This is a genomic window from Halomonas qaidamensis, assembly GCF_025917315.1.
Taxonomy (GTDB): Bacteria; Pseudomonadota; Gammaproteobacteria; order Pseudomonadales; family Halomonadaceae; genus Vreelandella; species Vreelandella qaidamensis.
This window is the reverse complement of sequence record NZ_CP080627.1, coordinates 1197866-1212837: the sequence shown is the minus strand read 5'-3', so window position 1 is coordinate 1212837 and position 14972 is coordinate 1197866. Positions and strand designations below refer to the sequence as shown.

The 14972-nt window shown below is 51.2% G+C and carries 15 protein-coding genes; 10 read left to right on the top strand and 5 right to left on the bottom strand.

The window, feature by feature from the left end; genetic code table 11:
* Nucleotides 1-260: 260 nt before the first annotated feature.
* Nucleotides 261-1178, top strand: a complete 918-nt coding sequence (locus tag K1Y77_RS05690; RefSeq protein WP_264430768.1) for a metal ABC transporter solute-binding protein, Zn/Mn family — start codon at nucleotides 261-263, stop codon at nucleotides 1176-1178.
* A gap of 17 nt (nucleotides 1179-1195) precedes the next feature.
* Here K1Y77_RS05690 and K1Y77_RS05685 read toward each other — a convergent pair whose 3' ends face one another.
* Nucleotides 1196-1864, bottom strand: a complete 669-nt coding sequence (locus tag K1Y77_RS05685) for a phosphoglycolate phosphatase (RefSeq protein ID WP_264430767.1) — start codon at nucleotides 1862-1864, stop codon at nucleotides 1196-1198.
* A gap of 149 nt (nucleotides 1865-2013) precedes the next feature.
* On the opposite strand from K1Y77_RS05685, the gene K1Y77_RS05680 reads away from it, so the two are divergent.
* Nucleotides 2014-3312 carry an NAD(P)/FAD-dependent oxidoreductase gene (locus K1Y77_RS05680; protein WP_264430765.1) on the top strand — a complete coding sequence of 433 codons (1299 nt, stop codon included), beginning with the start codon at nucleotides 2014-2016 and terminating at the stop codon, nucleotides 3310-3312.
* A gap of 9 nt (nucleotides 3313-3321) precedes the next feature.
* On the opposite strand, the gene rpe is transcribed toward K1Y77_RS05680, so the two are convergent.
* Nucleotides 3322-4023, bottom strand: coding sequence for a ribulose-phosphate 3-epimerase (gene rpe, locus K1Y77_RS05675; protein WP_264018542.1), 702 nt, complete (start codon nucleotides 4021-4023; stop codon nucleotides 3322-3324).
* Between the two features lie 220 nt (nucleotides 4024-4243).
* On the opposite strand from rpe, the gene cysP reads away from it, so the two are divergent.
* The 5 genes from cysP (at nucleotide 4244) to K1Y77_RS05650 (ending at nucleotide 8831) form a co-directional block, all read left to right on the top strand.
* On the top strand, nucleotides 4244-5281 hold the full coding sequence (gene cysP / locus K1Y77_RS05670; RefSeq protein WP_030070269.1) for a thiosulfate ABC transporter substrate-binding protein CysP: 1038 nt from the start codon (nucleotides 4244-4246) through the stop codon (nucleotides 5279-5281).
* 9 nt (nucleotides 5282-5290) lie between these two features.
* Nucleotides 5291-6145 carry a sulfate ABC transporter permease subunit CysT gene (gene cysT, locus K1Y77_RS05665; RefSeq protein ID WP_264018543.1) on the top strand — a complete coding sequence of 285 codons (855 nt, stop codon included), beginning with the start codon at nucleotides 5291-5293 and terminating at the stop codon, nucleotides 6143-6145.
* Complete coding sequence (gene cysW, locus K1Y77_RS05660; protein WP_030070267.1) at nucleotides 6145-6972, top strand: sulfate ABC transporter permease subunit CysW; 828 nt, start codon at nucleotides 6145-6147, stop codon at nucleotides 6970-6972. The genes cysT and cysW overlap by 1 nt, the downstream gene beginning before the upstream one ends.
* Nucleotides 6969-8063 (top strand): sulfate/molybdate ABC transporter ATP-binding protein, encoded by a 1095-nt coding sequence (locus tag K1Y77_RS05655; RefSeq protein ID WP_264018544.1) that lies wholly within the window; start codon nucleotides 6969-6971, stop codon nucleotides 8061-8063. The genes cysW and K1Y77_RS05655 overlap by 4 nt, the downstream gene beginning before the upstream one ends.
* A 174-nt stretch (nucleotides 8064-8237) precedes the next feature.
* Nucleotides 8238-8831, top strand: coding sequence for a YajG family lipoprotein (locus K1Y77_RS05650; RefSeq protein WP_030070265.1), 594 nt, complete (start codon nucleotides 8238-8240; stop codon nucleotides 8829-8831).
* A gap of 54 nt (nucleotides 8832-8885) precedes the next feature.
* Here the strand turns inward: K1Y77_RS05650 and K1Y77_RS05645 are convergent, their stop codons facing one another.
* The 3 genes from K1Y77_RS05645 to K1Y77_RS05635 all read right to left on the bottom strand — a co-directional run bounded on the left by K1Y77_RS05645 (nucleotide 8886) and on the right by K1Y77_RS05635 (nucleotide 10622).
* The gene (locus K1Y77_RS05645) at nucleotides 8886-9518 is read right to left on the bottom strand and encodes a thiopurine S-methyltransferase (RefSeq protein WP_030070264.1); all 633 of its coding nucleotides are present in this window, start codon (nucleotides 9516-9518) and stop codon (nucleotides 8886-8888) included.
* A 53-nt stretch (nucleotides 9519-9571) separates the two neighbouring features.
* On the bottom strand, nucleotides 9572-10207 hold the full coding sequence (locus K1Y77_RS05640; RefSeq protein ID WP_030070263.1) for a TIGR04211 family SH3 domain-containing protein: 636 nt from the start codon (nucleotides 10205-10207) through the stop codon (nucleotides 9572-9574).
* Nucleotides 10208-10292: 85 nt separating this feature from the next.
* A complete protein-coding gene (locus tag K1Y77_RS05635; protein ID WP_009100748.1) occupies nucleotides 10293-10622 on the bottom strand; it encodes a DUF1820 family protein in 330 nt (109 codons plus the stop codon).
* Nucleotides 10623-10834: 212 nt separating this feature from the next.
* On the opposite strand from K1Y77_RS05635, the gene K1Y77_RS05630 reads away from it, so the two are divergent.
* The 3 genes from K1Y77_RS05630 to K1Y77_RS05620 are packed head-to-tail and all read left to right on the top strand — an operon-like array spanning nucleotide 10835 to nucleotide 14941.
* On the top strand, nucleotides 10835-12058 hold the full coding sequence (locus K1Y77_RS05630) for an ATP-grasp domain-containing protein (RefSeq protein ID WP_030070262.1): 1224 nt from the start codon (nucleotides 10835-10837) through the stop codon (nucleotides 12056-12058).
* Between the two features lie 30 nt (nucleotides 12059-12088).
* Nucleotides 12089-14119, top strand: a complete 2031-nt coding sequence (locus K1Y77_RS05625) for a hypothetical protein (RefSeq protein WP_030070261.1) — start codon at nucleotides 12089-12091, stop codon at nucleotides 14117-14119.
* Between the two features lie 54 nt (nucleotides 14120-14173).
* The gene (locus K1Y77_RS05620) at nucleotides 14174-14941 is read left to right on the top strand and encodes a TlyA family RNA methyltransferase (protein WP_264431427.1); all 768 of its coding nucleotides are present in this window, start codon (nucleotides 14174-14176) and stop codon (nucleotides 14939-14941) included.
* Nucleotides 14942-14972: the final 31 nt, after the last annotated feature.

Sequence of the window (14972 nt, the reverse complement as noted above, 5' to 3'; positions counted from 1 at the left end):
ATAAACGCTGGGCTAGGCCATATAATGGCTAAGCTTTGGCTGAATATACAAAGTAACTAACCCTATTATCGACCATGTTTATTTTGCGTATTTTGCAGCCTGTTTTAACAGCATAGAGGCTAACCCCACAGGACGAAACCCGTTGTTGCATCAACGCTACGGTGCCGAGAAGTCAAACGGCCTGGCAACAGAATGAAACTGGCAACGTGCCTGTACTATCTTTATTATCTGCCGACTTTTTAATGCGTTAGGAGCGTGACATGGACAATCGAGCACCTTGGATAATCACGCTCGTATTGATGACGACTGTCAACAGCACTCACGCGCTGGGCGACACCTCGTTTAACGTTATCGCTTCGTTTTCAGTCATTAAAGATTTAGTGAAGCGTGTGGCGGGCGACAGCATCAACATTACCACTATTGTGCCAACAGGTGAGGATGTGCACCGCTGGGAGCTTCAACCGCCAAATGCCTTGGCCGTTGAAGAAGCTGACATTGTTTTCTATAACGGATATGGATTAGAACCATGGATACGCCATATCGAAGCCATGGCAAATGATTCACTAACGCTGATAGCCCTTGCAGAAAGCGCCAATTACGAGACGCTAGCAATCCCAGTAGGCCACTATAAGGACAGCACTGATCCGCATATGTGGATGGACCCGAAAGGGGCGGCCGCTTATGTTGATGTGATAGAAAAAACGCTTATTGAACACTATCCCGAGCAAGCTGATGCGTTTACCACGCGTGCCGATGAAACTCGTGAAGCACTAGCGCAGCTCGATCATCAACTTAGTGAACGCTTGGAAGGCATTCCGCACACAAATCGTATGCTCACCACTAGCGAGGCCTCTATGGCCTATTTTGCCCGCGCGTACGACTTTGAGTACGCGGCCATTTGGGGCATTGGCAGTGAGACGATTGGCAGCGCACAGGCAATGGAAGCCATGAGTATGCGACTTTCACAAAAGCGCCCGCCTGCACTTTTCTATGAAAGTACATCGCCCTACATCCACATGGATGCGCTTGCCCGAGAAACTGAGCTTGCGCTGGCAGGGCCTTTATATATAGATACTTTAAGTGATGCCGATGGGCCTGCCTATAACTACCCTGCTATGTTGCGCCATAACACAGAGTTACTACATGAATATTTAGGCGGTGCACGGGCTGAAGAGTAGCCCTAGCACCGCTTAACTTATTCCGTTAGCGCTAGCAATGAGTCAATAATCAGATCCGGCTGGCTATGCTCAATTGGTTCGCCATGGTTATAGCCGTAAGGTAGCGCCACGGTGGCAAAGCCAGCAGCCTTGCCAGCATCAATATCGTGGCGTGAATCTCCTACCATGACACATGCTGAAGATGGAATATCCAGCTGTTGGGCCACATGAAGTAGCGGTAGCGGGCTGGGTTTTTTCTCGGCAAGCGTGTCGCCGCCAATGCAATATGTAAAAAGTGTTAACAGACCAAAATGGCTCAAAATTGGCGCAATAAAGCGCTCTGGCTTGTTGGTAATCAGCACCAGTGGATAGCCTGTCTTATGCAAATCGTGTAGCGCTGTTTGCACGCCTGGATAGAGCTGAGTTAGCGCATTAGGAGCAGCACCGTAATAGCGCATAAAAGCTTCATAGGCGGTGGTTTGCAATACCTGCCCTGGCGCTTCTGCTAACGCCCAGGTCAGCGCTCTTTCGACTAGCACCTGAGCACCATTACCCACCCAGTCTCGCACGCGCTCTTCACCAGGTAGAGGCAGTCCAACATCACCAAGCGCATGCTGAACCGCTACCGCCAGGTCTGGCACTGAATCAATCAACGTGCCATCTAAATCAAACGCAATTAATCGCTTACCCTGCAAAATGGCGTGCACGTGGCTCTCTCCCTAAACTATTGCCATTAGAATATTCCAATACAGATCAGACGCATCCGCTGTTAACTTTTATTATCTTACCTGCTTAGCGCGTCGTCAGACACGCGAGAAAGTTCTATGCTGTTGCTATCTTAGGCAAGGAGAAAGTAATGGCCATTCCTCGAATTGTGATTGTGGGCGGCGGTGCCGGTGGACTTGCCCTAGCAACACGCTTAGGGCGCACGCTCGGCAAAAAAAGGCGCGCCGAGATTGTGCTGCTCGACCGCAATGCTACTCATGTATGGAAACCACTGTTACATGAACTCGCTACCGGCGTGCTGAACTCCAGCATGGATGAAGTGGATTATCGCGGCCACTCTTCCGCACACCATTACCGCTACCAGCGTGGTTCTTTAAATGGCCTTGATCACGCACAAAAAATCATTCACCTAGCGCCAATTAAAGATGAGGACGGCATTGAAGTACTTCCAGCCAGGGAGCTTAGTTATGACTACCTCGTATTAGCGCTGGGCAGTGTTTCCAATGACTTTGGCACCACAGGCGTTGCTGAGCACTGCCATTTTATTGATTCACCCCAGCAGGCCAAGGCGTTTCAGCGCGATATGATCAATACCTTTTTGCGCTATACCGATCCAGAACTGCGCCAGCATAAAGAGCTGACCATTGGCATAGTCGGCGGCGGCGCAACAGGCGTCGAGCTTTCCGCAGAACTTCTAGATGCTTCGCGCTTGCTTAACGCCTACGGCGTAACCGCGATAGACCACCAAACGATTAGCGTACACCTCATCGAAGCGGCGCCACGCCTGCTGCCTGGCTTATCAGAACGTATTAGCGAAACCGTGCAAAAAGAGCTCGAAAATATGGGCGTAAACGTCCATGTCGGCACCGCTATTCAGGAGGCTGAGGAGTATCGCTTAGTGACAGGCGATGGCGAGATTATCGAAACTGACCTAAACGTGTGGGCGGCGGGCATCAAAGCGCCGCCATTTCTGGCAGAACTTGGCCTGACAACTAATAAAAAGCATCAGCTTAGCGTTCATCAGACGCTGCAAAGCGTGGATGACCCGCATATTTTTGCCATGGGTGATTGCGCTAACTGCCCTCAAGGCGAAGAGGGCTCCGTTCCACCCAGGGCCCAGGCAGCTCATCAACAAGCCAAGGTGCTTGCTAAAAACTTAGTTCGGTTATTGGATGACAAACCACTTAACGACTTTGTCTATCGCGACCACGGCTCGCTAGTGTCGCTTGCCCGTTACGATGCGGTGGGAAACCTAATGCGCAGCTCTGCGTCTCGTGGACTATTTTTGGAAGGCTGGCTGGCGCGCCAAGCCTATGCATCGCTTTATCGAATGCATCAGCTGTCTATTCATGGCGCACCCAAAACGGGACTCGCGTGGCTGGTTGATAAGCTAAATCGCTACTTAAAGCCCCGTATGAAATTGCATTAAGTTGTACGCTTAGCCATTAACCTTTGCCAACTCAGCGCGCATTTGTTGAATAACCGTGTTGTAACCGTGCGGATCACTTGTTTGGTGAGCGTTGAAGATAGCCGAACCAGCTACAAAGGTATCGGCACCCGCAGCGGCAATGTCGGCGATATTCTCTACTTTAACGCCACCGTCGATTTCTAATCGGATCGGGCGACCCGACGCATCAATACGTGCCCGCGCTTCGCGCAATTTATCTAGCGTACCGGGGATAAACGACTGGCCGCCAAAACCTGGGTTAACGCTCATCAACAGCACCATATCGATTTTGTCCATGACATAATCGAGGTACGAAAGCGGCGTCGCTGGATTGAAGACCAGCCCTGCTTTGCATCCACTATCACGAATCAGCTGTAGCGAGCGATCAACATGCTCAGAGGCTTCTGGATGGAAAGTAATATAACTCGCCCCAGCCGCACTAAAGTCGCTAATCATACGATCTACGGGTTTGACCATTAGATGCACATCGATGGGCGCTGTCACGCCATGGTCGCGCAGCGCTTTGCACACCATCGGCCCGATGGTCAGATTCGGCACATAGTGATTATCCATGACATCGAAATGGACAATATCGGCCCCAGCAGCCAACACATTGTCGACCTCTTCACCAAGTCGCGCGAAATTAGCGGAAAGAATCGAAGGGGCAATCAGAAAGTCCTGCTCGGCGCTCATAATGCGTTCCTAGGTTAACAGGGGAAAAAGAAGGTATATCTTACCAGAGCCACCTAGGAAGCCCACCGCCCTGTCGTTAAAGCTCAGCCGTCAAAGAATGAATATCTTTAAATACATATTCCCAAATAGAATATAAAACATAATTGTAATTCCACAATCACAGGTTTAACCTTAGCATCATTGCGATTAAATCGCCCCCAGATGTAAGGAGCCTGTTGTAATGACGCGATCTACTTTTTTCCGTACTGGCCTGCGCCGCAGCCTGATAGCCACCGCTGTTGGCGCTACTATGGCTGCCACCGCTGTTTCTAACACTGCGATGGCTCAAGAGCGCGAGTTACTGAACTCCTCTTACGATATTGCCCGTGAACTGTTTTCAGCTATCAATCCGGAATTCCAAGCGTGGTGGCAAGAAGAGCACGGTGAAGAGATTGCCATTAGTCAGTCTCACGGCGGCTCTTCAGCGCAAGCGCGCGCGATTATGCAAGGAATGCGTGCGGATGTAGTTACTTTCAACCAGGTAACTGATGTTCAAGTGCTTGCGGATGCGGGCTTAGTAGCAGAAGACTGGCAAGACGCATTCGACAATAATGCATCTCCCTACTACTCCACTACTGCGTTTTTGGTCCGTAAAGACAATCCAAAAGGCATCGAAAGTTGGGACGACTTAGTGAAAGAAGACGTGCAAATGGTCTTCCCGAACCCTAAAACGTCCGGTAACGGTCGCTACACCTACTTAGCTGCCTGGGGCTTCGCCGATAACCAGTTTGACGGTGATGAAGAAAAAATCCAGGACTTTATGCGCACCTTCCTGCGCAATGTTGCGGTGTTTGATACCGGCGGCCGTGGTGCCACCACAAGCTTTATCGAGCGCGGCATTGGCGACGTATTAATCAGCTTTGAATCAGAAGTGAACAATATCCGCAGCGAATACGGCAGCGACGACTACGAAGTCATCGTGCCGCCGGTCAGTATTCTGGCAGAGTTCCCCGTTGCGGTGGTGGGTGAAAATGCTGAGCGTAATGGCAATAGCGACCTTGCTCAGAGCTATCTTGAATACCTCTACCGTGAAGATACTCAGCGCTTGCTGGCAGGCTTTAACTATCGCGTTCACGACGAAACGGTTGTGGCTGAATTTGCTGACCAATTCCCCGATACCGAACTCTTTGAAGTTGAAGATGTGTTTGGCAGCTGGGAAGAAGCAATGGAAAACCACTTTGAAGGCGGAGCCCTACTTGATCAACTGCAACGTCGTTAACGGAATCTCATGAGCCAGCTAGCAATATGGCGGTCCGGCAGTGCTCGCGTGCTGCCGGGCTTTGGCCTGTCTATGGGGATCAGCGTCCTCTTCATTTCGCTGGTACTCCTTCTCCCGATCACTGGTCTATTTGGTCAGTTAGCAGGGCTGAGCCTTGCCGAATACTGGGCCATTATTACCGAAGGTCGTGTGGTGGCCAGTTACATGGTCACCATAGGAGCAGCGGCTGTCGCGGCGCTGGTTAACGCGGTATTTGGCTTACTACTTGCTTGGGTACTGGTTCGTTATGAGTTTCCTGGCAAGCGTCTTCTAGATGCCTTAATGGATTTACCTTTTGCACTCCCCACAGCGGTAGCAGGTATTACTCTAGCCACACTGTATGCGGGTAATGGCTGGATGGGCAGCTTATTAGAGCCGCTAGGGTTCCAAGTAGCCTACACCTGGGTAGGCATTGCACTGGCCATGGCGTTTACCAGCATTCCGTTTGTGGTACGCACTGTGCAACCGGTGCTGGAGGATTTACCCGCAGAAGTTGATGAAGCCGCGATGTCTCTTGGCGCAACCGATGGCGTAGCGTTTCGACGAGTGATTATGCCGCACCTGTGGCCAGCTCTCGTTACTGGCACCGGGTTAGCCTTTGTACGCTCACTAGGTGAGTTCGGGGCGATTATTTTTATCGCAGGTAATATGCCCTACGAAACCGAAATCACTGCGCTGATGATTTTCGTCAAATTGCAGGAGTATGACTACGCTGGCGCTTCTGCAATTGCCTCCGTTGTGCTCTTTGTGTCACTGGCGCTGCTATTGGCGATCAACATTTGGCAAGGTCGCTTTGTACGCCGCTTGCATGGAGGAAAAGGCTAATGCGCCGGATTGGTGATGCACCCGCTGTGCGGCGTTTACTCATTGGCACCGCCCTGTTGCTATCAGCGTTGTTTTTACTGCTTCCGCTAGTGGCCATTTTTGCCCAGGCGTTTTCCCAAGGTGTGATGGTCTTTTGGGCCAACGTTAGCAATACGTTCACCCTACATGCCATTGGCCTAACGCTTGTTATTGCGTTATTGACCATACCGGTATGCCTGGTGTTTGGTGTCGCTCTAGCGTGGCTAGTGACCCGCTTTAGTTTCCCAGGTCGGCGTATTTTGCAAACGCTGATCGATATTCCCTTTGCCGTATCACCCGTAGTGGCCGGGCTTATTTACCTATTACTTTATGGCCGCAATGGTTGGATTGGTGGCTGGCTAGACACCCACGATATTCAACTAATGTTCGCTTGGCCCGGTATTTTAATGGTGACTATTTTCGTGACCTGCCCGTTTGTGGCACGTGAACTAATTCCGCTCATGCAGGCCCAAGGTTCCCGTGAAGAGGAAGCCGCCGTGACCCTCGGCGCGGGTGGTTGGACTACCTTCCGGCGTGTCACGCTACCTAACATTCGCTGGGCGCTGCTCTACGGGATCATCCTCACCAACGCGCGTGCGGTGGGTGAATTTGGCGCTGTGTCGGTGGTCGCCGGGGCTATTCGTGGGAAGACAAACACCTTACCGCTGCACCTAGAGCAGCTTTATCAGGATTACAACGCGGTGGGCGCATTTGCTAGCGCCGCGCTGCTGGCCCTTATTGCCCTGTTAACCCTTGCGGCCAAGGCAGGCCTGGAATGGCGCGCAGCGCGCCAGGAGGCATATTTATGAGTATTCGCCTACAGAACATCGCCAAGCACTTTGCCAACACCCAAGCGCTTGAGCCGATCAATCTGGATATCCATGAAGGCGAACTAGTCGGCCTACTTGGACCGTCTGGCTCAGGAAAGACGACACTTCTACGTATTATTGCCGGTTTGGAGAGCGCTGATCGCTCTCCTCAACCCGGTAAAATATTGTTCGGCGATCGCGATGTAACTAACGTTCACGTGCGCGATCGTCGCATTGGGTTTGTCTTCCAGCACTACGCGCTATTTCGCCATATGAGCGTTTACGACAATGTGGCCTTTGGCTTAACCGTAATGCCTAAAAAGCGCCGTCCTTCCAACGGTGAGATACGCGCTCGCGTATTTAGGCTGCTGGAAATGGTTCAGCTGCAGCATTTAGCTAACCGCTTACCTGCGCAACTCTCAGGTGGCCAACAGCAGCGCGTATCACTAGCCCGCGCCCTGGCCGTTGAGCCTGACGTATTGCTATTGGATGAGCCGTTTGGTGCGCTGGATGCTAAGGTACGCCAGGATCTGCGACGCTGGCTGCGTCGACTGCATGAAGAACTTAACTTTACCAGCGTATTTGTGACCCACGACCAAGAAGAAGCGCTTGAGCTTTCTGACCGGGTGGTGGTAATGAGCAACGGGCGCATTGAGCAAATTGATACGCCTGAAACGCTCTATCGGTCCCCCAAAAACCGTTTTGTATTTGAATTCCTTGGCGACGTTAACCACTTAGAAGGCAAAGTACACCAAGGTATACTTACCTGTGGCGACGCTCATCTCAATGTTGACTTACCTGATGGTGACGAAGAGTTATTGCTACGCCCTCATGAAGTGCGCCTTGCCCAGCAGCCTAGTGCAGAGAGCCACTTACCGGTAACGATTACCGCCATTTCACCGGTAGGTGCTGAAGTACGTGTTGAGCTAGAAGCCGACTGGCTAGCTAAGCCATGGCTTGCAACAGTGCGCCATGCTGATTTTGAGCAGCTTCAGATGCGCCGTGGACAACGCTTGTTCGCGCATCCACGTCAGTGGCACCGTTTTAAAGAAGAAACGGAAAAGCCGAAGCAGCAGACCCGCGCGGCCTAAGCGTTGGTAGCACCTTACGCAAACGCAGCGCTATACTGGCAGTTAACTAAGCCTTTTGTTTGGCTGTCGTATTCGGTCAGTCAAGGGCATGCTTGTAAAATACTGAGCGTAGGCTCAGCGTTTTGATACCTACTAGTAGTTTGTCACCTATTTTCGGTTACAGCGGAGAATTGTATGCGTCGGCGCCATTTTTTACACCTCACTGGTGCGTTGCTTACCAGCATTTTGCTAGCGGGCTGCGCTAGCCCTCAATACCTTCAGCTAAGCCCAGAGCGTAGTGCCAGTGTCCCGCAAACAGGCGCTGGCCAACAGGTCACTGTCATCGCTACCGATGCTCGGGAAAGCGAAGTTATTGGGACCCGCGCGGGTGGCAGTATGTCTACTTCGCAGATTACCGTGAGTAGTCATGAGTTAATTCCACAGCTCCAAGCTGAAGCAGAACGCGCTGTGCGTGATATGGGCTTTAATCCCACACGCGAGGCTGCTCAAGGTCGTCCAAGTATTACGCTTGAGCTGGCAAACCTTAACTATGCCAAAGGTGATAGCGGCCAGCCGTTGATTGACGAAGCGCGCCTTGAAGGGGTTTTCCGGGCAATTGCTCAGAATAAGGGCACAACCTATACGGGCACGTACACATCACGCCGCACCCAGGGCTATGCCATTAAACCCGGTGAAGATGCTAATACACGTATGTTAAACGACTTGTTAAGCGATGGTTTAAACCGTGCGTTTAGTGACCCTGAGCTTGGTCGCTTGCTCGCCCGTTAAACAGTTCATACCGACGGTTTATACTGAGAAAAACTGCCCGCTTGGCGGGCAGATTCATATGCGTGGCCCACGACGCTCTAGCGCCCAAACGCTTTCACTGCGCCCCCGCTCGTCTGCCGGTTTGTTCTCAACCAGCTCAATGCGAAAGTTGGGCACAAACAAACGCTCAATTTCACTATTGGGCACGCTGTAAGGTGGGCCGGCATTACCATCATCATGGGTTAACCCAACTAGCAGCCCCCGGGCTCCTGGGGGCACTAACTGAGCAAGATGAAAGGCATAGCGTTCTCGGGTGGCGGGAGGCAGCGCAATCAGTGAGGCTCGGTCATAAAACGCACCCACTTCTGCCGCCTGTTTGATGTGCAAATGAAAAAAATCACCGCACCACAATTCAACGCTACCCTGGCGTGAGACATTGAACCCTGCTTGGGTATAGCGTGAGACGCCTGCGTTTCGCTGCGCCAGAAACTGCTCTATGGCTTCCGGTGCCAACTCAATACCTAGAACGGGGTGGCCTTCATCTGCTAACCAACGCATATCAAGGCTTTTACCACATAACGGCACAAGCACTTTGGCCCTAGGCGTTACGTTAAGCGCGGGCCAATGCTGCACCAACGCTGGATGCGTATCAGACAAATGAAATCCGATACGTCCTTCCTGCCAACGTTGACGCCAGGGATTTTCCATTGGACCTACCTCACACTCAAAATTTACCCGTAACGCTTGCTGTAGAAACCACTTTAAAACCAGCGGTCTCTCTTTTTACGACGACGTGGTAAATGGGGAACAATCAGGCCGACTAACAAACCAGCACCGGCCACCCCACCGCCGTACATGAAATAGCGCATCAATAAATCTTCTTCTTGCGTATCTAAACGCGCCTGCAATGCGCGCACCTGCTGGCGAGATTGCTCAGCTTCGTTATCTAGCTCGCGATTACGCGCTTCTAAATCAACGATACGCTGCTCACGTACTTCGAGCGTTTCTGTCATTGAAGAGACACGCTGCTCCCACGTATTGTTGATTCCGTCCAGCTCTTGTGTCAGTTGATCTACTTGCGTTTGCAATACAGGCAGCTGCTCACGGGCGCTGGGAGTTTGTTGTAACTCACTGCTCAGCACCCATACAGCATCGCCGCCGTCGCCACGGACGCGAGTATAATCCCCGCTCCTTTCAAGAACTTCAACTTGCTCGCCCGCATTCAGCGTGCCAACAATGCGGTAACCATCCGTTGGGCCGCTACGCACGTAGGTGCTTAACTCATCGCTGACCCAGGCCTGGCTATCAGACTGGGCAAATGCAGGGGCTATCCCAGCGCTCAGCAACACACCAACGGCGGCGGCGTAACAACTATTACGAAGTTTATTTACTTGCATGACGTCATGTCCTGATCATAAAACGCGCGTAGCCGACGAAGCCAATCGCGCGTATCGCTCAAAGCGGTGCGCTTGTCTTAGGCGCTTACCCTTCCCCACGAGGCGGTAACGGGAAGGGACGAGGAAACTCTGCGACGCGGGCATCACTCTTGACAGCTTTTAAAGGGCCTTCACGTTCAACTTCATCAATGCGCACAATAGCGTTAAGCGGCAGGTAACTGCGCTTAACACCTTCAAAGGTGCGCTGTAATTTTTCTGCCCCTGGATCGACAACAACCCGCGACGCATCGTCAAAGACAAACTCCTCGACTTCAATAAAGCCCCAGAGTTCGCTTTGAAAAATTTCTCTGACGTATAAATCCCAGATTTCACCCTGCTGGTGAACCACCACACGGTAGATCGGCTTGGCCGCCATCTTGGCCTATTCCTCTTGCCACTTGAACATAATGTTGAGGCGCCTAGCCTAACATACTCAGGGGTTTGCTCTTTACTACACACCATGAAAAGCACTTATTTTTAGCCATTTTCACCTTCAGAGGCTGCTAATTAGCCGTCGGGAGGCCCTATCGTGTATGGTGAAGTAAGTGGTATGGCAACTTTATTCACTCACCCACAGGAGTCACCATCATGCAAAAGGATCCCAATAAGGGCTATATCGCCCTACTAGGTTGGAGCCTCAATGCGATCGAAGCGGCAGAGAATTTTGACCGCCGCTACATCGTGGTTGCACCCGACTGGGCCGAGGATTACTGCCAAAAACATGATATTCCCTACGTTCCCTGGAATTTTGAGCGTCTCAACGATCGTTCTATCGAAATTGCTGAAACGTTAAAAGAGAAAGGCGTCGATGTTGCAATCCCACTTTATGAAGAGACCGTAGAGTGGGCGGGCGCAATTAACTCTGTCTTGCTCGATAATCCGCGCATTTATGGCCAGTCGTTACTACTTCGCGATAAAGCGCTAATGAAACGCCGCGCACAGCTTGGCGGCATTCGCGTAGGCATTTTCGAAGAAGCCCACGATAAAGATGACGTTGTCCGCTTCCTTAAACGTGTTAACCAAACGCTACTCAAGCTGGATGGCGATCCTAACGACCCTATCCACCTCAAAGCGTTTGATAAGGCAGGGTGTCTTGGTCACCGGGTGATTCGTACACCGGATGAAGTTGATACGATTCCCGATGAAGAGTTCCCAGTGTTGATGGAATCACACTTGGATGGTTGGGAATTTGCCGTTGAAGCGTGGATCCATGACGGTAAGATCGCTTTTCTGAATATTTCAGAGTACGTGACACTTGGCTACTCGGTATTTGTGCCCGCGTCTCCTGAGCTTGAAAAATACCGCGAGCAGATTACAGCGCAAATTGAAAAACTGATCAAAGCGTTTGATATTGAGTTCGGCCTTATTCACCCCGAGTACTTTGTGACCAGCGATGGTGAGATGTACTTTGGCGAAGTGGCCTATCGTCCACCCGGCTTTAAAGTATTTGAACTTCTTGAGCGGGTGTATGGCTTCAACGCCTACCAAGCTTCGATGCTGGTCTTCGACCCCAAAAGCACCAAAGAGGAAGTTGCGGCTTTCTTTCCCAAAGAAGTGGTGGACGCAGATGGGTTCGCGGGCTGCTTTGGCGTGTATCCCCGCCGTCGGGTTGTTAGCCGCTTAGAGATCCCTGAAGAAACAGAGGATCACCCGTACTTTGAATCTCACGAACTGACATCACCGGTTGAAGAAACCGTCACTAAACGTACAGCGTTTGGTACCCATTGGGGCTTGGTCTACTTTAAAGGCGAAGATGCGCACACACTACGCGATCTTCTTAAACGCCAAGAAGACCTCGACTTCTATGTATAATCCCCGTTACGGCTGGGATAAGGAGTCAACGTGACGACCAATCAAGAGGCATCTTCTTATGAAGATGGCAAGCTTAACGGACTTTTGAAAAAATTTGATGAAGCGGTGCGCCTGCTTATGCAGGCTCCTGCTTTTTCTAAACCGGCAAAGCTGCCTCGCGTAATGGATACTGCGCGCAGAATCTTGATGCAAGAGGGTGGCTGCGCCGCCCTCGAATCTCGCGCGGCGGATTTTGAATCCGCCGGAGTGTTTGCAGGTTCAGACTGGGAAACACCGCAGTTTCTAGTACCTACACTAACTACTTTTTCACTTAGAAGTGCTGACCCCAACGTGGTGGTAATTGAAGCTCTGAGTGAATTGAGGCTTTTAGCAGTTGCCAAAGGTGATTACCTTCACGCACTGGTATCTCAAGAGCACGCTCACCACTATTTAACCCAAGTAATGGCCATTAATTTATGGCTGTTATTTAACGCACCAAGTGAGGCTGAACGAGAAACTCAGGGACGCTTAGCGACTATCCCTAGGCAATTGTTCAAACATTTAGCCGAGCGCATTGGTTACGAACATGTGATTGATCAACTTATTGATGAAATATGGCGCATTTTAAAGCAGCGCCCAATTCAAGTTGATGCCATCAAACAGATGATTACTCAAATTGCGCTGTGCCAAGTCAATCCAGAAATTGATTTAGGCGCAAGTGGCCAAGGGGCTGACAGACTGGTCAGTTCACTTTTTGGGCCAACGCAAGCTTGCCGTGAAGACCCTGGCGTAGCTCTTTATCGTGAACGACTGGAACGTATGGATAATGCTGCTTTACAAGCAGAATCTACCGGCTTCGCCCGAGCCATGCACGACACAGGGTTAGTATCACCCTACCATACGGTTCTTATGCGTTATTTGTTGGAAGAGGGAGACCACCTGCTATCAGAAGCCCTAGGCCTCTCATCAACAGGACGAGATTGCCTTCTGTGCTATCGTGAGTTGGTACATGCCCTGATTCGCAGCGGTGTTTACCCAGCTACTGCGCAGGCGGTCTATGGCTTGGCACTGCTACTTGAGCGGGGCATTCTCTATCAGCCTCCGGTTGCCCCAGCGATGTGGCGACAGCTAAATTTAAAACTTTCAGAATGGTCAGAAGCGCGATTGAACCTTGCCTATGGAGTCGACGCATCACCTCGCGCACGTCTCATTGAAGGTGTGCTATGCATGCTGGGGCTGCCGTTAGGTGTAGGCCAAGGCAACAACCCAACTTGCCAGTCAGCAAGAGCGCTCTCCATGTGGGCCTACAATGATCCGGACTATTTGTTACAAATGGTCGCCTGGGCAGCACGGGATGACGAAATCATTATGCATTTTGAAGGTCAGGCAATCTCTTCAATGGAGAGTGCATCTGGCGTTGCATCTGAACTGCCGATGGATCTAGACCCTGCTTCGTTGATTGTTGTGCCCCATTTGGATCGCATCTATGCAGAGATGGGTAGACGCTGCATTGGCCGTGAAGGCGACCCTCACCGTTGGGTCAACCCAGAGTTCCATGGTTGGTGGTCAGGCCGTGGATTTAGCATTAACGTTGATGTTGCCACCGGCCAACTAAGTGGCGTAGATAACTTTATTCGTCACTTTTATGCCAGCTATCATCCCTATTACAATGGTAACCAACCGCTGATTCATCCTCAGCCAGCAGGCATCGCCGTAACTGACAGTGCCGCTCGGTTTATTGGTTGGCATGCAATAACGATTTTACGCGCGTCTTTAGATCCAAACGATGTCATGAGGATCTATTTTTATAATCCCAACAACGACAGCGGCCAAGATTGGGGAGATGGCGTTAAGGTAAGTACGTCTGGTAACGGAGAGCGCTTTGGCGAGGCTTCTTTACCCTTTGAACAATTTACCTCTCGGCTATATATCTACCATTATGACCCATTAGAGCGAGGCGAACTGGCTACCGTAACGGATGATGAACTTGAGTCTGTAAAAAGCTACCTGCATCGCAGCTGGGGAGCTAGCCGCTTGCCGCCGACAGAGCTTCAGGCAGACGAAGGGCCACACACACCGTAGCCAAGGACTCGCCAGACGCGCTGAATAACTGCCACATTGACGACAATGACTCAATTGACACGATTAGACCAACTACTGGTCAGCCAAGGGCTGGTCAGTTCTCGCACCCGTGCGCAGCGATTAATTCGTAACGGACGTGTGTCGCTTCAAGATGGCACGCTACTCGCTAAACCGTCTGAAAAATGGCCGCAAGATACTTTATTGCATATCGATGAAGACCCTGAAGAGCGCTATGTTTCCCGTGCTGGTTTGAAATTAGAGGGCGTCCTTAACGCACTGGATAGGCGCCTGGAAGAGCTTATTGTGTTAGACGTTGGCCAATCAACGGGGGGGTTTACCGACTGCGCATTGCAGTTTGGTGCCCGTCATGTGATTGGCGTAGACGTTGGTCATGCCCAGCTAGCCGAGCGCTTACGTGACGACCCGAGGGTCACTTGTCTTGAAGGCTTAAATGCCCGTTATATGACGTCCTCGACAGAGCTTCAACAAACCGTGGCTAAACATCCTATCGACATCGCCGTAATGGACGTTTCGTTCATTTCTCAGACACTGATTTTGCCAGAGATTGCCTCCCTTCTTCCCACTGGGGGGCAACTGCTTTCATTGGTAAAACCACAGTTTGAGTTAGAACCAGGCGCACTAGATAAGCGCGGCATTGTGCGTGACGCTAGCCGTTATAGCGACGTAGAGCAAAAGATACGCGATGCTTGTACTGAGTGCGGCTTAGTCATTAGCCACTGGCAGGAAAGCCCGATTACCGGCAGCGATGGTAATCGGGAGTTTTTACTGCTCGCGAGTAAATATGAAAAACCAAGCGCTTAAAACCAACGCTGATGCTAATCTTAAACCTATC